Origin of the sequence: Streptomyces sp. NPDC047085 (genome assembly GCF_040643735.1) — a bacterium.
Taxonomy (GTDB): domain Bacteria; phylum Actinomycetota; class Actinomycetes; order Streptomycetales; family Streptomycetaceae; genus Streptomyces.
The window spans coordinates 529,156-545,332 of sequence record NZ_JBEYUW010000003.1; the positions used below are offsets into that span (position 1 = coordinate 529,156).

16 protein-coding genes are annotated in these 16,177 nt (G+C 70.5%); 10 read left to right on the forward strand and 6 right to left on the reverse strand.

All coding sequences use genetic code 11. The features are described from left to right. Positions 1-27: 27 nt before the first annotated feature. Positions 28-495, forward strand: coding sequence for a GNAT family N-acetyltransferase (locus ABZ865_RS13450; protein WP_361228539.1), 468 nt, complete (start codon positions 28-30; stop codon positions 493-495). Positions 496-516: 21 nt separating this feature from the next. Here ABZ865_RS13450 and ABZ865_RS13455 read toward each other — a convergent pair whose 3' ends face one another. Then, complete coding sequence (locus ABZ865_RS13455; protein WP_361228542.1) at positions 517-1,029, reverse strand: DinB family protein; 513 nt, start codon at positions 1,027-1,029, stop codon at positions 517-519. Positions 1,030-1,081: 52 nt separating this feature from the next. Here ABZ865_RS13455 and ABZ865_RS13460 point away from each other — a divergent pair, with 52 nt between their 5' ends. The 5 genes from ABZ865_RS13460 to ABZ865_RS13480 all read left to right on the forward strand — a co-directional run bounded on the left by ABZ865_RS13460 (position 1,082) and on the right by ABZ865_RS13480 (position 7,864). Then, entirely contained in the window at positions 1,082-1,867 is a 786-nt protein-coding gene (locus tag ABZ865_RS13460) for a class I SAM-dependent methyltransferase (protein ID WP_361228545.1), read from the forward strand. Positions 1,868-2,527: 660 nt separating this feature from the next. Beyond that, on the forward strand, positions 2,528-3,301 hold the full coding sequence (locus ABZ865_RS13465; RefSeq protein ID WP_361228548.1) for an isoprenyl transferase: 774 nt from the start codon (positions 2,528-2,530) through the stop codon (positions 3,299-3,301). Positions 3,302-3,770: 469 nt separating this feature from the next. Then, entirely contained in the window at positions 3,771-5,096 is a 1,326-nt protein-coding gene (locus ABZ865_RS13470; protein WP_361228551.1) for a PhoH family protein, read from the forward strand. Between the two features lie 421 nt (positions 5,097-5,517). Beyond that, positions 5,518-6,213: a transglycosylase SLT domain-containing protein gene (locus tag ABZ865_RS13475; protein ID WP_361228554.1), complete on the forward strand. Its 696-nt coding sequence runs from the start codon at positions 5,518-5,520 to the stop codon at positions 6,211-6,213. A 247-nt stretch (positions 6,214-6,460) separates the two neighbouring features. Next, positions 6,461-7,864, forward strand: coding sequence for an AI-2E family transporter (locus tag ABZ865_RS13480; protein ID WP_361228556.1), 1,404 nt, complete (start codon positions 6,461-6,463; stop codon positions 7,862-7,864). Positions 7,865-8,187: 323 nt separating this feature from the next. On the opposite strand, the gene ABZ865_RS13485 is transcribed toward ABZ865_RS13480, so the two are convergent. Together ABZ865_RS13485 and ABZ865_RS13490 are read right to left on the reverse strand one after the other, a co-directional pair. After that, entirely contained in the window at positions 8,188-8,721 is a 534-nt protein-coding gene (locus ABZ865_RS13485; RefSeq protein WP_361228559.1) for an alkyl hydroperoxide reductase, read from the reverse strand. Positions 8,722-8,724: 3 nt separating this feature from the next. Beyond that, positions 8,725-9,279 (reverse strand): peroxiredoxin, encoded by a 555-nt coding sequence (locus tag ABZ865_RS13490; protein ID WP_361228562.1) that lies wholly within the window; start codon positions 9,277-9,279, stop codon positions 8,725-8,727. A 133-nt stretch (positions 9,280-9,412) separates the two neighbouring features. Between ABZ865_RS13490 and ABZ865_RS13495 the strand changes: the two genes are divergently transcribed. The 4 genes from ABZ865_RS13495 to ABZ865_RS13510 all read left to right on the forward strand — a co-directional run bounded on the left by ABZ865_RS13495 (position 9,413) and on the right by ABZ865_RS13510 (position 12,337). Next, positions 9,413-10,405, forward strand: coding sequence for a LysR substrate-binding domain-containing protein (locus ABZ865_RS13495; RefSeq protein ID WP_361228565.1), 993 nt, complete (start codon positions 9,413-9,415; stop codon positions 10,403-10,405). A 137-nt stretch (positions 10,406-10,542) separates the two neighbouring features. Beyond that, a complete protein-coding gene (locus ABZ865_RS13500) occupies positions 10,543-11,457 on the forward strand; it encodes a MarR family transcriptional regulator (RefSeq protein ID WP_361228568.1) in 915 nt (304 codons plus the stop codon). Between the two features lie 61 nt (positions 11,458-11,518). Further along, complete coding sequence (locus ABZ865_RS13505; RefSeq protein ID WP_361228571.1) at positions 11,519-11,905, forward strand: roadblock/LC7 domain-containing protein; 387 nt, start codon at positions 11,519-11,521, stop codon at positions 11,903-11,905. A gap of 3 nt (positions 11,906-11,908) precedes the next feature. Beyond that, positions 11,909-12,337, forward strand: a complete 429-nt coding sequence (locus ABZ865_RS13510) for a hypothetical protein (RefSeq protein ID WP_361228573.1) — start codon at positions 11,909-11,911, stop codon at positions 12,335-12,337. Between the two features lie 55 nt (positions 12,338-12,392). Here ABZ865_RS13510 and ABZ865_RS13515 read toward each other — a convergent pair whose 3' ends face one another. From ABZ865_RS13515 to ABZ865_RS13525, 3 genes are read right to left on the reverse strand one after another with little or no spacing between them, the layout of a single operon-like run. Continuing rightward, positions 12,393-14,726 carry an FtsX-like permease family protein gene (locus ABZ865_RS13515; RefSeq protein WP_361228576.1) on the reverse strand — a complete coding sequence of 778 codons (2,334 nt, stop codon included), beginning with the start codon at positions 14,724-14,726 and terminating at the stop codon, positions 12,393-12,395. Then, on the reverse strand, positions 14,723-15,412 hold the full coding sequence (locus ABZ865_RS13520) for an ABC transporter ATP-binding protein (RefSeq protein WP_361228579.1): 690 nt from the start codon (positions 15,410-15,412) through the stop codon (positions 14,723-14,725). The genes ABZ865_RS13515 and ABZ865_RS13520 overlap by 4 nt, the downstream gene beginning before the upstream one ends. Next, the gene (locus tag ABZ865_RS13525) at positions 15,409-15,933 is read right to left on the reverse strand and encodes a PadR family transcriptional regulator (protein ID WP_361228582.1); all 525 of its coding nucleotides are present in this window, start codon (positions 15,931-15,933) and stop codon (positions 15,409-15,411) included. The genes ABZ865_RS13520 and ABZ865_RS13525 overlap by 4 nt, the downstream gene beginning before the upstream one ends. Positions 15,934-16,177 lie beyond the last annotated feature (244 nt).

Below are 16,177 nucleotides of genomic sequence, written 5' to 3' on the forward strand. Positions count from 1 at the left end.
TCAGTGGCGGGTGTCACACTCCCAGGCATGACGGATGCGCACAGCAGCGACGTGAGTCTGCGGGAAGTGACGGAGGAAGACCTGCTCGTCCTCCACGCCTACGAACAGGACCCGGAAGCCGTCCGACGGTCGAGGTTCACGCCCCGGCCGAAGGACGCCTTCCTGGAGCACTGGCGGAAGCGCGTGCTCGGCAATCCCGACGGCCTGGTGCGGGCCGTCACCGTCGACGGTGAGGTGGCCGGGAGCATCGTGTCCTGGACGGCGGAGGAGGGGCGGCGGTTCGTCGGGTACTGGCTCGGGCGCGCGTACTGGGGCCGGGGCGTCGGCACCCGCGCCCTCGGCCTCTTCCTGGCGCTCGACCCCGTCCGGCCCCTGTACGCCGACCCCCATGCCGGGAACACCGCGTCCGTCGCCCTGCTGGAGAGGCACGGCTTCGAACGTGTCGACATGAACGGCGAGGAGGACGACGGGTTCGTTCTCCTGATGCTCAGGTAGGAGCCCGCCCCCGGGGGACGGTCAGTCGGTGTCGGTGGCCGGGCGCTCTCCGGTCGCGCCATCGATGAGCTCGCGCACGATGTCCATGTGGCCGGCGTGCCGCGCGGTCTCCGTGACCATGTGGACCAGCGTCCAGCGCAGGGACACGGAGTGGTCCCGCCACGCCGGGCGGCCCAGCGCGTCCAGGGACAGCTCGGTGATCGTACGGTCCGCCGCCTCGCGGGCACGGCCGTAGAAGGCGAGGATCTGCTCCGTCGTCTCGTCGGCGGCGACGGACATGTCCTCACTCTTGTACGGGTCGAACCACAGCGGTTCCGCCTCGCGGCCGAAGGTCTCCACCAGCCAGCCGTACTCCACCGAGGCCAGGTGCTTCACGAGGCCGAGCAGGCTCGTCCCGGTCGGGGTCAGCGGGCGGCGCAGTTGCTCGTCGTCCAGTCCGTCCAGCTTCCACAGCACCGCGTCCCGGTGGCGGTTCAGGCTCGCGTGCAGGATGTCCTTCTCGGCGGCGGTGTAGCCAGCCTCTCGGTTCGTCATGGCCGCGGAAATTAGCAGGACGCACTGACAACGCCTTGGGAGCATGGCGCGCATGACTGCTGATCGCACGTTCGAGGACCTGGTGGCGGAGGGTGCCGCCGTGCCCACCGAGGGATGGGACTTCTCCTGGTTCGAGGGACGGGCCACCGAGGAGCGGCCCTCGTGGGGGTACGCCCGGTCGGCGGGGGAGCGGCTGGCCCGGGCCGAGGCCGCGCTCGACATCCAGACCGGGGGTGGCGAGGTGTTCGACTTCGCGCTGGCCACGGCCGCCCCGGCCCGTCCGCCGCTGCTCGCCGCCACGGAGGGCTGGCCGCCGAACGTGACCAAGGCCACCGCGCTGCTCCGGCCGCGCGGTGTGGTGGTCGTCGCGGCGCCGGACGACGCGCCGCTGCCCTTCGCCGACGAGGCCTTCGACCTGGTGCTCAGCCGGCACCCGGTGACCCCGCACTGGGCGGAGATCGCGCGGGTGCTGCGGCCGGGCGGCACCTACTTCGCCCAGCATGTCGGGCCGAGCAGCGTGTTCGAGTTGGTGGAGCACTTCGTCGGACCTCAGCCGGACGCCACGCGCAATGCCCGGCACCCCGACCGCGAGCGCGCCGGGGCGGAGGCGGCCGGACTGGAGGTCGTGCACCTGCGGGCGGAGCGGCTGCGGATGGAGTTCCACGACATCGCCGCCGTCGTCCACTTCCTGCGCAAGGTGATCTGGATGGTCCCGGGCTTCACGGTCGTGGCGTACGAGCCCCAGCTGCGCGCCCTGCACGAGCGGATCGAGAAGGAGGGCCCGTTCGTGGCGCACAGCACCCGGCAGCTCTTCGACGTCCGAAAGTCGACGCTGTAGCAAGAGGGATGGATGGGGACAAACAGGCTCGCAGTCCACTCACGGTTTCTCTGCGGTTTCCACATCGTTATCCGCCGCGGTTCACATCCGTCCCACACGTCACGTAAGTTCAGACCAAGGTAATTCGCGTCAGCAAAACTGCGCGGGCGGCACCGCGCAGTGGAGGGGGCTGCGCGGTGCTGCGATACCCCGGAACCACGGAGCGGAACGGTCAAGTCACCGTTCGCTGACCGGGTAGCCCGTCGGAGGGACCCCGAGGCGACCCGCCGATCGGTCACCAAGACGGCCCAAACCCTCTTGATCCCTTGCGATCCGCCCGGATTCCCTGGGAATCCGTTGTGAACAAGCCATGAAACACCGCTGAAGGCGGCGTTCCGGAGGCACCGGGGCGTCGCCGGACGACTCCGCAGAGTAGTTGTGTTGCGCCGATGCACGCACCATCCCTTACGAAGGGTTATGGTGGAAGCCCCCCCTCGGGCCGGTCCGTCTCCCCCCCACGGACCGGCCCGTTTTTTCATGGGGACCCGAGCGGCCCTTTCCATGGGACCCGCGAAGCCTGATTTCATGGGGAACCTCAAAGCACCCGGCAACCGTCCCCCACCCGAGGGGCGCCCCCTGCACGGGTACGCTGCAAAACCCGCCCAACCCCCGGAGGGTCCCGTGAACCTGCGCGACAAGCTGCGCGGCCTGCTCGTCAGGCTCTACGCACGCCGGGTGGAAGGCCACCTGGACCACGCTCAGGTGCCCAAGCACATCGGCGTCATCATGGACGGCAACCGCCGCTGGGCGAAGGCCGCCGGTTCCACCACGGTGCACGGCCACCGGGCCGGCGCCGAGAAGATCGAGGAATTCCTCGGCTGGTGCACCGAGACCGACGTCGAGGTCGTCACCCTGTGGCTGCTGTCCACCGACAACTTCGACCGTCCGCAGGAGGAGCTGGTCCCGCTCCTCGGCATCATCGAGGACGTCGTCCGCACTCTCGCCGCCGACGGCCGCTGGCGGGTGCACCACGTCGGCACCCGCGACCTGCTGCCCGCCGGGATGCAGCGCACCCTCAAGGAGGCGGAGGAGACCACCGCCCACGTCGACGGGATACTCGTCAACGTGGCCATCGGCTACGGCGGACGCCAGGAGATCGCCGACGCCGTGCGCTCCATGCTCCTCGACGCCCAGGACAAGGGCGTGTCGATCGAGGACCTCGCCGAGTCCGTCGACATCGACATGATCGGCCGTCACCTCTACACCGGCGACCAGCCCGACCCGGACCTGGTCATCCGCACCAGCGGCGAGCAGCGGCTGTCCGGTTTCATGCTCTGGCAGACGGCCCACTCCGAGTACTACTTCTGCGAGGTCTTCTGGCCGGCCTTCCGCAAGGTCGACTTCCTGCGCGCCCTGCGCGACTACGCCGCGCGCCACCGCCGCTACGGCGGCTGAGCCCGGCCGGACCCGGCTGAGCACGGCTGAACAGCACGGATCGCACCGCCCGGCCGTACGCCCCCGCCGGCCCGCCACGCGTCCGCCGCACCCCGGCCCACCCCGAACGCCCCGCCCCTCACCACCGAGGCGGGGCGTTCGACTCATCCCGCTTGGGGCGGAAGTAACCAGGAGTTCACCGGGGCGCCGATGGCCGCTTTTGCATGGCTGTGCATATTCGAGGGCATAAGCCAAGCAGGTCGACGCCCGAACCACGGGCGTCGGATCTCAGCGGGCGGCACGTGGCCGTCCGCCCGGGAGGCCCTTTGCACCAGCCCGACCGTGCAGCCACCGCACGGAAGCAGCCGCGGAGGGCCGGTGTCCGGCCCGCCCTGCGCGGAGGCCGGGGACCGGCCGCAATGCTCCTTCCCTCCCGGCCCGGCTTCCACTTCGTCGCTCCCCGACCTCATCCGAGGGGGTACGTCCTTCCGTGGTGACCAGCACAAAGCGCCACAAGCCCGACCGGCGCACCTATGTTCTCGACACCAGCGTCCTGCTGGCCGACCCGAACGCCCTGACCCGTTTCGACGAGCACGAGGTCGTGCTCCCGATCGTCGTGGTCACGGAACTGGAGGCCAAGCGGCACCATCCCGAGCTCGGCTACTTCGCCCGCCAGGCCCTGCGCCTGCTGGACGACTACCGGGTCAAGCATGGTCGCCTCGACGCCCCCATTCCGATCGGGGAACTGGGCGGAACCGTGCGTGTCGAGCTCAACCACTCGGACCCCAGCGTGCTGCCCACCGGCTACCGCCTGGGGGACAACGACTCCCGCATCCTCGCGGTGGCTCGGAACCTGCAGGCCGAGGGGTACGACGTCACCGTCGTCTCGAAGGACCTGCCGCTCAGGATCAAGGCCTCCTCCGTCGGCCTGCTGGCCGAGGAGTACCGCGCCGAACTCGCCATCACGGAGAACTCCGGCTGGACCGGAATGTCCGAACTGACGCTCTCAGGCGAACAGGTGGACATCCTCTTCGAGGAGGGACACGTGTACGTCCCGGAGGTCTCCGACCTCCCCGTGCACACGGGTCTGACCATCCAGTCCGAGCGCGGCAAGGCGCTCGGCCGGATCTCCGCCGAGGGCAACGTCCGCCTGGTGCGCGGCGACCGGGAGGCGTTCGGCATCAAGGGCCGCAGCGCCGAGCAGCGCATCGCGCTCGACCTGCTGCTCGACCCGGACGTCGGGATCGTCTCGATGGGCGGCCGGGCCGGCACCGGCAAGTCGGCGCTCGCGCTGTGCGCGGGCCTGGAGGCGGTCCTGGAGCGCCGCCAGCACCAGAAGGTGATGGTCTTCCGGCCGCTGTACGCGGTCGGCGGGCAGGAGCTGGGCTATCTGCCGGGCACCGAGGCGGAGAAGATGAGCCCCTGGGCCCAGGCCGTCTTCGACACGCTGTCGGCGGTCACCAGTCGCGAGGTCATCGAGGAGGTCACCGCGCGCGGGATGCTGGAGGTGCTGCCGCTCACCCACATCCGCGGCCGGTCGCTGCACGACGCGTTCGTGATCGTGGACGAGGCGCAGTCGCTGGAACGGAACGTGCTGCTGACCGTTCTGTCCCGCATCGGTGCCAACTCACGGGTGGTTCTGACGCATGACGTGGCACAACGGGACAATCTGCGCGTGGGGCGCTACGACGGTGTGGTCGCCGTCGTGGAGAAGCTGAAGGGACACCCGCTCTTCGCGCACGTCACCCTGACGCGCTCCGAGAGGTCCCAGATTGCGGCGCTTGTGACCGAAATGCTGGAGGACGGGCACGTCTGATGTACATCTGACGGACATCTGACGCTGATCCCTTATGTGTTGGCGCCGTCCGGCAAAGGCCAAGAGCCTAGCCGGGCGGCGCCGACGCGCGTGGAGCTTTCCTGAAATCCCCAGGGCCAAACAGGATGTGAGCTTTCACACGCAACGCAGAATTGCCACGCGGCGTCCGGTTGCGGCAGAGTCTCACTCCTGTCAGGCCCCGCATACGACACACCTGTACCCCCAGCGGTACGGCACCACAGAAGCACCACCAACTCCATAGAGTTCGTCGTATGCCGCCCGAGCACCACGCGGCGCTCCCCTCGGGGGAGTTGCCCACCGGGCCCGCGCCTCCCGTGACCCCGCAGTTGGGAGGCCAGTGCCAGGGGCACGATTGCGTCCGCCAGGGTCACCGAAGCGGGCGATGCTGGAAGGAAACCGTGTGAGCCGGATTTCGGTCCGGGGATTCGCAGTGGCCTCGGCCACCGCGGTCACCGCTGTCGGAAGCGTCGTCGGCGTTGCCTCGGGCAGCACCGCGCAGAACAACGACGCCGAGGCGACGGCGGCAGACGCCACCCTCCTCGCGGACATACCCGCCGGCCAGCAGGCCCAGGTGCAGACCGCGTCCCTGACGCAGCAGGCCGACGCGCAGGCCATCGCCGCCGACGCGAGCGCCAAGAAGGACGCCGAGGCCGCGGCCCGCAAGGCTGCCGCCGAGACCGCCATCGCGAAGAAGGCCGCTGCCGAGAAGGCCGCCAAGGAAGCCAAGGAGCGCCTGGAGGCGAAGGCCGCGGCGAGCCGCGACAGCGCCCGTGACGCCTCGAGCTTCCCGGTCCAGAGCTCGTACTCCGTCGCGCAGATCCAGGCGATGGCGCGCCAGATGGTCGCGGCCGACCAGTTCCAGTGCTTCAGCAACATCGTGTCCCACGAGTCCGGCTGGAACTACCACGCGGTCAACGCCTCCTCGGGTGCCTACGGTCTCTTCCAGGCCCTGCCCGCGAGCAAGTACTCGTCGGCCGGCTCCGACTGGCAGACCAACCCGGCCACCCAGATCAAGTGGGGCCTCAACTACATGAACAGCCGCTACCACAGCCCCTGCGGCGCGTGGTCCTTCTGGCAGGCCAACCACTGGTACTAGGCGCTCCGCTGGGTTCGGCCGACTGAGCAAGTGCGGGCCGGATGTGGCTGGTCGCGCCCACGCGGCGGAGCCGCATATCAAACGCGGCCCCGCGCCCCTTTGGGGGGCGCGCCCGGTGGACTCGCTCAACCTTGCGCAGCCCCTCCCCGTCCTAGGGGGAGGGGCTTTCGCCCTGTACGGTCGTACGCGACGACTCCAGGGGGGAGTGGTGGCGAGCACCCGGGGACGCGGGGGAAGAGGACGGATCATGTCGCGAGTGCCAGGGTGGCTCGGCCGACTGGGCGCCGGGCTCACCGAGATCAGCGAGCGCCTGGACGAACGCCGGGCCGAGGTGGAGAAGGAACACGGCGACCCCGGCTCCACCGCCCCCTCGGTCACCATCTCCTCGGCCACCGCTTCCTCGCCCGCCGGCCCGGAACCGGCCGCCGACGGCCGCGCCGCCGAGCCCGCGGCCCCCGCCCCGCCGGCCACCGCGCCGGCCGGCTCCCGCCCCGACCCCGCGCAGGCCGTGCCCTGGGGTGTGCGGGTCGCCGCCGAGGCGGGCTGGCGCGTGCTGGTGCTCGCCGGGACCGTGTGGGTCCTGATGCGGGTCATCAGCGCCGTCCAACTGGTGGTGTTCGCCTTCGTCATCGCCCTGCTGATCACCGCGCTGCTCCAGCCGACCGTCGCCCGGCTGCGCCGCTACGGCGTGCCGCGCGGGCCGGCCACCGCGCTCACCGCCATCTCCGGGTTCGTCGTGATCGGGCTGATGGGCTGGTTCGTGACCTGGCAGGTCATGGAGAACATCGACACCCTCTCCAGCCAGATCCAGAGCGGCATCGACGACCTGCGCAACTGGCTGCTGAAGAGCCCCTTCCACGTCACCGACAAGCAGATCAACCAGATAGCCAAGAACCTCCGCGAGGCCATCGGCGCCAACACCGACCAGATAACGTCTGCGGGGCTGGAGGGAGTTCAGGTCGTCGTCGAGACGCTGACCAGCATTCTGCTGGTGTTCTTCTCGACGCTGTTCCTGCTGTACGACGGCGAGCGCATCTGGCAGTGGTTCCTCAAGCTGGTGCCCGCCGCCGCCCGCCCGGGCGTGGCCGGCGCCGGTCCGCGCGCCTGGCGCACGCTGACCGCCTACGTCCGCGGCACGGTCCTGGTCGCGCTGATCGACGCCATCTGCATCGGCATCGGCATCTACCTGCTCGACGTGCCGATGGCCGTCCCGCTGGCCGTCTTCATCTTCCTGTTCTCGTTCATCCCGCTCGTCGGCGCGGTCGCCTCCGGCGCGCTCGCGGTGATCGTGGCGCTGGTGACCCAGGGTGTCTTCGCGGCCGTCATGACCCTCGTGGTCGTCTTACTGGTCCAGCAGATCGAGGGGCACATCCTGCAGCCGTTCATCCTGGGCCGGGCGGTCCGCGTCCACCCGCTCGCGGTGGTCCTGACGGTGGCCGCCGGCGGCATGGTGGCCGGCATCGGCGGCGCGGTGGTGGCCGTACCGCTGGTGGCGGTGACGAACACGGTGGTGGGCTATCTGCGCGTGTACTCCCAGGAAGCGGCCCTGAAGCAGCCCGCGCCGTCGACGGCATCGGAATCCACGGCGACGCCCCGCACGGACGCGGAGCAACCGGCGGTGGCCCCGGCCACCGCCGAGGAGAACGCCTAGGGCCTGTCTTCCGGATCTTGCCGGGGTCGCGGGGTCTGGCACGCACATCTGCGGCGTTGTCGTCGGTCGCCGACGCTCCGCGTCGACTCCCTCCTCCGCCTTGCAGCTGCACGCACCAGACCCCGCTCGGGTCCGCCAGGAGGCTCGGTCGGCAGGAGCCGGCCTGATCCGGAAGACAGGCCCTAGCCATCGCCCAGGCCCCGGTCCGGGTCCGCACCGGCGGCATGACGAAGGCCCCCGCCCACGGAGAGTGGGAGGGGGCCTTCGGGCGCCGTTGCCCTTGCCGGCTCCGGTGCGGTTGCCGGTGCCGGTGCCGGTTCTGCCTACTCGGCCAGGACCGCCTCGGCGTCCAGGGTCACGCCGACCGCCTGGATCACGGACGCGATCTTGAACGACTCCTGGATCACCTCACGGTCGACGCCGGCCTTGCGCAGCACCTGCTCGTGCGAGTCCAGGCACAGCCCGCAGCCGTTGATCGCGGAGACCGCGAACGACCACAGCTCGAAGTCGACCTTGTCGACACCGGGGTTGCCGATGACGTTCATCCGCAGACCCGCGCGCAGGGTGCCGTACTCGTGGTCGGACAGCAGGTGCCGGGTGCGGTAGAAGACGTTGTTCATCGCCATGATCGCGGCCGCGGACTTCGCCGCGGTGTACGCCTCGGGCGTGAGGTTCGCCTTCGCCTCAGGCTCCAGCTCGCGCAGCACGATCGGGGAACGGGAGGCGATGGCGGTCGCCAGCACCGTGCCCCACAGCTGCTGCGCGGGCAGGTCGGAGTTGCCGATGACCGAGCCCAGGTTGAGCTTGAGGTCCTTGGCGTAGTCCGGGATGCGGGACTTCAGCGAGTCGAGCGACATGGGTCACTCACCGGCCAGCAGCGCGACCGGGTCCAGCGTGTCCTCGCCCTTGGTCCAGTTGCAGGGGCACAGTTCGTCGGTCTGCAGGGCGTCCAGGACCCGCAGGACCTCCTTGGGGTTACGGCCGACGGAGCCGGCGGTCACCATGGAGAACTGGATCTCGTTGTTCTGATCGACGATGAAGACGGCGCGCTTGGCGAAGCCGTCCTCGCCTTCGATGCCCAGGTCGCGCATCAGCTCGTGCTTGGAGTCGGCCATCATCGGGAAGGGCAGGTCACGCAGGTCGTCGTGGTCCTTGCGCCAGGCGTGGTGGACGAACTCGGAGTCACCGGAGAAGCCGAGGATCTGGGCGTCACGGTCGGCGAACTCGTCGTTCAGCTTGCCGAACGCGGCGATCTCGGTCGGGCACACGAAGGTGAAGTCCTTGGGCCACGCAAAGATGATCTTCCACTTGCCCTCGTAGGTCTTGTGGTTGATCGTCTCGAACTCCTTGCCCTTCTCCAGCGAGACGCAGGCGGTCAGTTCGAACTCGGGGAACTTGTCACCGACAGTGAGCACATGCTCTCCTTGCAGCGAGGAAAGACCCCTTTTGAGGGTGTTTCCCATGGGTTGGACGCTGATGATGTTGGCACAGGGTGCATTGATTAGGGAAATAGCTACACTCGGTCATGTTGATCGGAGGTAGTTATCAGTGACTGTCAGTAGCGGCAAGCGGAAGCAGCCGAGCCTCTCCCAGCTGCGGGCCTTCGTCGCCGTGGCCGAGCACCTGCACTTCCGGGACGCGGCCGCCGCCATCGGCATGAGCCAGCCCGCCCTGTCCGGCGCGGTCTCGGCGCTGGAGGAGGCCCTGGGTGTCACCCTGCTCGAGCGTACGACGCGCAAGGTGCTGCTCTCGCCCGCGGGTGAGCGCCTCGCAGTGCGGGCCCGGGCGGTGCTGGACGAGGTCGGGGCGCTGCTGGAGGAGGCGGAGGCGGTCCGGGCGCCGTTCACCGGGGCGCTGCGCCTCGGGGTGATCCCGACCGTCGCGCCGTATCTCCTGCCCACCGTGCTGCGGCTGGTGCACGAGCGGTACCCGCAGCTCGACCTCCAGGTGCACGAGGAGCAGACCGCGAGCCTCGTCGAGGGCCTGAACTCCGGACGGCTCGACCTGCTGTTGCTGGCCGTGCCGCTCGGTGTGCCCGGGGTCGTCGAACTCCCGCTGTTCGACGAGGACTTCGTGCTCGTCACCCCGCTGGACCACTGGCTCGGCGGCCGCGAGGGCATCCCGCGCGAGGCGCTCAAGGAGCTGAACCTGCTGCTCCTGGACGAGGGTCACTGCCTGCGCGACCAGGCCCTGGACATCTGCCGGGAGGCCGGGCGCGAGAACGCCCCGGTCACCACCACCGCGGCCGGACTCTCCACCCTGGTCCAGCTCGTCGCCGGCGGCCTCGGCTGCACGCTGCTGCCGCGCACCGCCCTGAAGCTGGAGACGACCCGCAGCACCCAGCTCCTCACCGGCGCGTTCGCCGATCCCGCGCCGAGCCGCCGTATCGCCCTCGCCATGCGCGGCGGCGCCGCCCGCGGCGCCGAGTACCGGGAACTGGCGGCCGCGCTGCGCGAGGCCATGAACCCGCTGCCGGTACGGGTCCTCGAGGACCGGTCTCAGGTTGATCAAATCGATCAAATGAGTGTCGAACAAAGGTGATATGAGCGCCTCGAAGGCCCAACTTCTGTCAGCTCAGGACAGCCGGGAAATACCCGGCTGAAATATGCCCCCGAACTGATACACATACCCCCTCGGTGCGACGTGTCAGGCGTCTGTGCGAAAAGCCAAGGGGTGTGATGTCGGACGTTCGGAATGCCCTCGACGGCGCCGGCTACGGCCGGCTCGCCCACGCGCTGACCGAGTGCGGGCGCGAGGGATTCACCGGAGAACTGCGGGTGTCCGGCAGCCCCGGCGGTGCCTTCCACCTCCGCGACGGGCTCGTCGTCGCCGCGGCGAGCCCCGGCTCCCCCGGCCCCGAGGCGCTGCTGCTGCGCTCCGACCGGATCGACGGCGAGCAGTGGGCCCGGCTCGTACGGGAGTCCGACGGGGCGAGCTGGCCGGCCGCCGGGCTGATCGCCCACGGCTACGCGGGGGCCGCCCAGCTCAGAGTCGTGTGCGTGATGGCCCTGCAGGACGCGGCGTTCGCCGTCCTCGCGGGCACGGTCGACGCCTGCGAACGCGTCACCGGCACCGAACCGCACGCCCCGATCGCCGTCGGCGAGGCGCCCGCCCGGCTGCTCCAGGAAGCCGTCCGCAAACTGACCGCCCTGGCCGGGCTGCCGTACCCCGTGCGACCGGACCGGGAGCGTCCCCGCCCCGCCGCGGCCCCGCCCGCCTGGCCGCTCTCCCCGCTGCAGCGGGAGCTGTTCGCCCACGCCGACGGCCGCTGCACCGCCCGCGACCTCGCCTTCCGCACCGGGCGCGGGGTCTACACCGTGACCGTGGAGATCGCGCGCATGCTCGGCGAGGGAATCCTGGAGTGCGCTCCGCGGCCCGCCGAGATCCCGGTCCGGCTGCCGTCACGGGCGCCCCTGGTACGTCCGCGCGAGCCGTCGCCCCCGCCGCAGCACACACCCGAGCAGGCCCCCGTCCCCGCCGAACTGCCGCGCCGTGATCCCGGCGCCAGCGGCATCACCGAAGCTCTCGATCCGCCGAAGAGCGGGACGAGTTGGAGGGGGTTCTTCCGCCTGCGGCACCACGCCGCCGATTGAGAACGCCGTGTTGTCGGCCGTAGCGGCCGAACCCAGTTGAGAAACGAGGGAGTTCACCACAATGGACCACGAAGCCCTGGCGCGGGAGATGCGCGGGCTGCGAGAACGGGTCACCGGAATAACCGACACCGCGCTCGCGGCGGCCGACGGCATACTCATCGCCGCCGACACCACGGACACGATCGACCCCGAGGGCCTCGCCGCCCTCGCGGCCGCGGGTCTGGGCCTCGCGCGCCGCACCACCGAGGCCACCGCGCGCGGAGCGCTGCGGCAGACGGTGACCTACGGCAGCCACGGCTGCGTCGCCTACTACGCCGTCGGCGACACCGCCCTGATGGTGGTGCTCGGCGACGAGGGCCTGGACGTGGACCGCCTGCACCGGGCGACCCACCCGGCCCTGGACCGTATCGACTCGATCCTCACCGACAAGACCCCTGAGGGAGTGTGAACCATGGCGACGAAGCGGATGACGCCGGGCTTTTCCGACCAGGTGATGAGCCTGGTGAAGTCACTGCGCACGGACGCGCCGGACTGTGTCGCGGCCGGTGTGGTCGACATGTCGACCGGCATGCTGCTGTCGTACGAGACGGTCGACAACCACCCGCCGGAGGTGCTGGACCTGCTGGCGGGCGCCACCCTCGACCTGTTCCAGGGCCGTACGGTCGTGATGATCGAGGACGTGTTCAAGGAGCGCCGGGGCATCGCCGACGACACCCACTTCTTCCAGGAGATCCTCGTCAACAGTGAGAACCTCACCCACCTGTTCATCCGCATGACCGAGCAGCAGGACGTCGTCGCCGTGGTCGTCTGCCGCAAATCCGTCAACGTCGGCATGCTCTTCGCCCAGTCCCGAAGGGTCGTCCGCGAACACAACCTGTGACGGAACGGCACGAGGGCCCCTTCCCCGTGCCGGAGAGGGGCCCTCGTGCCCATGCCTACTCCGTCCGCAGTCCCTCCGGGCGCATCAGGCGGAGCAGTGGGGGGAGGCTGAGGAGGGTTACCGCCAGGACGACGGCCGCGCCGAAGCCGGTCATGGAGAGGACGCTTGCCCAGTCCACGGTGACCGGGGTGGCCGCCATGCGGAGCAGGACCGCACCGAGGGCGAGGCCCACCAGGGAGGCCAGCAGGAGGCCCAGGGCGATCGGGACGGCCGTCTGCCACAGGACCGAAAGGCCCAGGGTGCGGCGCCGGGTGCCGAAGGCGACCAGCGACGACAGCAGCTTGCGCCGCTCGCGCAGCTGTTCCAGCTGGGAGACCAGCAGGCTCGCGCCGATCAGCGCCAGCACGCAGGCCGCGCCGATGAACAGGCCGGTGCGCAGGGAGGCGAACTTCGAGGACTCCTCGGTCGACGACCAGCGCCACGCGTTGGAGAGGGGGTCCACCCGCGCCGCGGTGTTCCGCACGTACTCCTCCGCGTCCGGCACCGACGGATCGAGCCGGACGTAGACCTGGTTGTACAGCGTCGGCAGGGCCTTGGCGGGCAGGGCGGACGGGGTGACCAGCAGGCCGCCACCGCCGTGCAGCAGGGAGTCCTCGCGGCTGGTCACCTTCCGCACGCCGGCCGGAACGGTCCACGTGACCTCACCGCCGCGCGTCCCGTCACCGTACGAGGCGTCGATGTACACGTGCCGGCCGGGCCGCATCATGGCGCGTGCCGTGGCGTCGTCCGCCGTGTCGCGCAGCGCGAACGCGTCGCCGTCCCGGCACGACGGCAGATGGGCCACCTCGCGCAGGGCCGCGCAGTCGCCCATGGTCAGACTGATGTTCTGGTCGGGGTCGAGACGCTTCTCCGAATACGATCCGCCGGCCAGGGCGACCGAGACCCGCACGCCCTTGGTGTGGTCGAACTCCCGCTCCACGTCGGCCAGTCGGCCCGTACGGTCCAGGTCGATCTGCATCTGTGCCCGGCCGGTGTCCCGGCCGGTGTCCTTGGTGTACTGGCTCTGCACGCCCGCGAAGAGCATCTGCAGCGCGATCGCCCCGGCGACCGCCACCGCGATGCCGTTGACCATGCGGGCCGCCGTACCGCTGCTCAACTGCAGCCGTCGTACCGCCAGTTGCCAGGACACCGAGCCCGCGCCCAGCCGGGCGACGACCCGCTCCACGACCCACGGCAGCAGCGCGGTCACGCCGACCAGCAGCAGCATCACGCCGCCGACGACGAGGTACTCGTTGAAGTTCCCGTTCTCCCGGCCCTGGCCGACCATCGGGTAGAGCGCCGCGAGGCCGGCCAGGGGCAGCAGCAGCCGCCACCACAGGCGCCGGCGCGCCGGCTTGGCCGTGCGGACCACGCCGAGCGGCTCGACGACCACCCCGCGCATCGCGAACAGCGTGACCAGGACGGCGGCGGCCGGGACCGCCACCGCGACCAGCAGGGCGAGCGCGGGGGAGGGGTCGAGGTAGCTGGGGAACACGCTCTCGCCCAGGATCTCCACCGAGCCCGCCACCTGGCGCCCGACCAGGAAGAACCCCGTACCGACGACCAGCCCGAGCAGGGCCCCGGCCAGTGCCTCGCCGGCCGCGATCCGCCGGATCATCCGACTGTCGGAGCCCACCAGTCGCAGCGCGGCCAGCCTGCGGTCGCGCCGCTCGCCGCCGAAGCGCACGGCCGCGGCGATGAACACCGCCACCGGCATCAGCAGGACGACGAACACGACCAGGACCATCATGATCAGCACCGGGTCGGCCTTCTCGGACGTCGGGTGCGGAACACCGAACGCGGTCAGCCGCTCCACCCGCGAGCCCCCGTCCCCGGGGTGCATGCCCCGGGCGCCCGCGTAGTACGCCAGCTCGTGCGAGCCGATGAGGCCGCTCTCGCCGATCGTGCCGGTGATCCGGTACGGCAGCCGCTCGCGCAGCAGCTTCGCGCCGTCGGAGGAGAGCAGTTCCTTCAGCGCGGGCGAGACCACCATCTCGCCCGGGCCCGGGAAGCGGTCGAGGCCCGGCGGCAGCGGCGCCCGCGCGCCCTCGGGTTCGAGGAGCCGGCCCCGGACGTCCTTCGAGTGCCATGTGGTGTCGGTCGACGCGAGCAGCAGGGTGTTGTCGGCCTTGGGCGGGGCGGTGCTGGAGGAGGAGTAGTCGTAGCGGGCGTTCCCGACCCGGTCGCGCATGGTGAACACGTTCGGCAGCGCGGTCGTCAGCAGCAACAGCGCGACGCCCAGTCCGACGCCGACCGCGGTCAGCAGCATCCGGACCCACCCCTCGCGCCCGCCGGCGAAGGCGAACCGGGCCCCCATGCCGAGGTCCCGCGACCACTGCCGCACGTTCATATGGCGCGCTCCATGTCCCGGGACTTCCCGTCGCGTACGACGATCTCGCGGTCGGAGTAGGCGGCGACCCGGGCCTCGTGCGTGACGAGGACGACGGCCGCGTTGGTCGAGCGGGCCGCGTCCGTCAGCAGTTCCATCACGCGCTCGCCGTTGAGCGAGTCCAGCGCGCCGGTCGGCTCGTCGGCGAACAGCACCCGGGGCCCGGTGACCAGCGCCCGCGCCACCGCGACCCGCTGCCCCTGGCCGCCGGAGACCTCGCCGGGCCGCTTGCCCTTCAGGTCGTCGACCTCGAGCCGCTCCATCCAGCCCAGTGCAGCCTGCTCGGCCGCCTTGCGGGAGGTGCCGTTCAGCCTGAGCGGCAGCGCCACGTTCTCCACGCAGGTCAGCTCCGGTACGAGCTGCCCGAACTGGAAGACGAACCCGAACTCGCTGCGCCGGAGCGCGCTGCGCTCGGCGTCGGACATGGTCGCCAGCTCACGGCCGGCATAGGTGATCGAACCCGAGTCGGGCGGCACGATCCCGGCGAGGCAGTGCAGCAGGGTGGACTTGCCGGACCCGGAGGGGCCCATCACGGCGACGACCTCGCCGGGGTGGATGGAGAACGCGGCGCCGTCCAGGGCGACCGTGGGGCCGTAGGCCTTGCGCAGGTCCTCGGCGGCGAGCAGGGAGCCGGGCGGGGGAGTCATCGGGCCACCTCCGCGCTGAGCTTGTCGAGGCGCGCGGCGGTCAGTTCCAGCCAGCGCAGGTCCGCCTCCAGATGGAACAGGGCGTGGTCGCAGATCAGCTGGTCGGCGAGGTCGCCCTTGCGCTTGCGGTCGGTGAGGATCCGCATGCTGCGCAGGTGCTCGGCGCGCTGGGTGTCGAGGATGTCGGCCGCGTTCCGGTGGGTCAGCAGCGCGAGGACGACCTTGGTGTACAGCGTCGACTGGAGGTACTCCTCCGGCTTCTCCGGGGTGGCGAGCCAGCGCTCGACGTCGGTGACGCCGGCGTCGGTGATGGCGTACCGCTTGCGCTCGGGTCCGCCGCCCGTCTCGATCCCGTCGACTTCCACGAGCCCGTTCTTCAGCAGCCGGGACATGGTCGAGTAGACCTGGCCGTAGTGCAGCGGCCGGTCGTGACCGAACTTCTCGTCAAAGGCCCGCTTCAGGTCGTAGCCGTGTCGGGGGCCGGACTCCAGGAGTCCTAGGAGGGTGTGACCGATGGACATGCCCGCACTCTACACACGGTGTATACGCGGTGTGTATACGCCCCGTGTCATAGTTCCGCAACAGCCCACGGTGAACCGCCGGCCAAGCGGAATCCGATCGTCAGGCAACCCTGCGGCAGCGGGAGCCGTCGGTTCCCTTGGGGCGGGTGCTGATTCTCACGTCCGTAAAAGAGCGGATCAGACGCCCTTTGTCATAGAGGCGGGTGTTAGCTTTCGGAGCTGACCCCGACACGGAAGCGGAGCC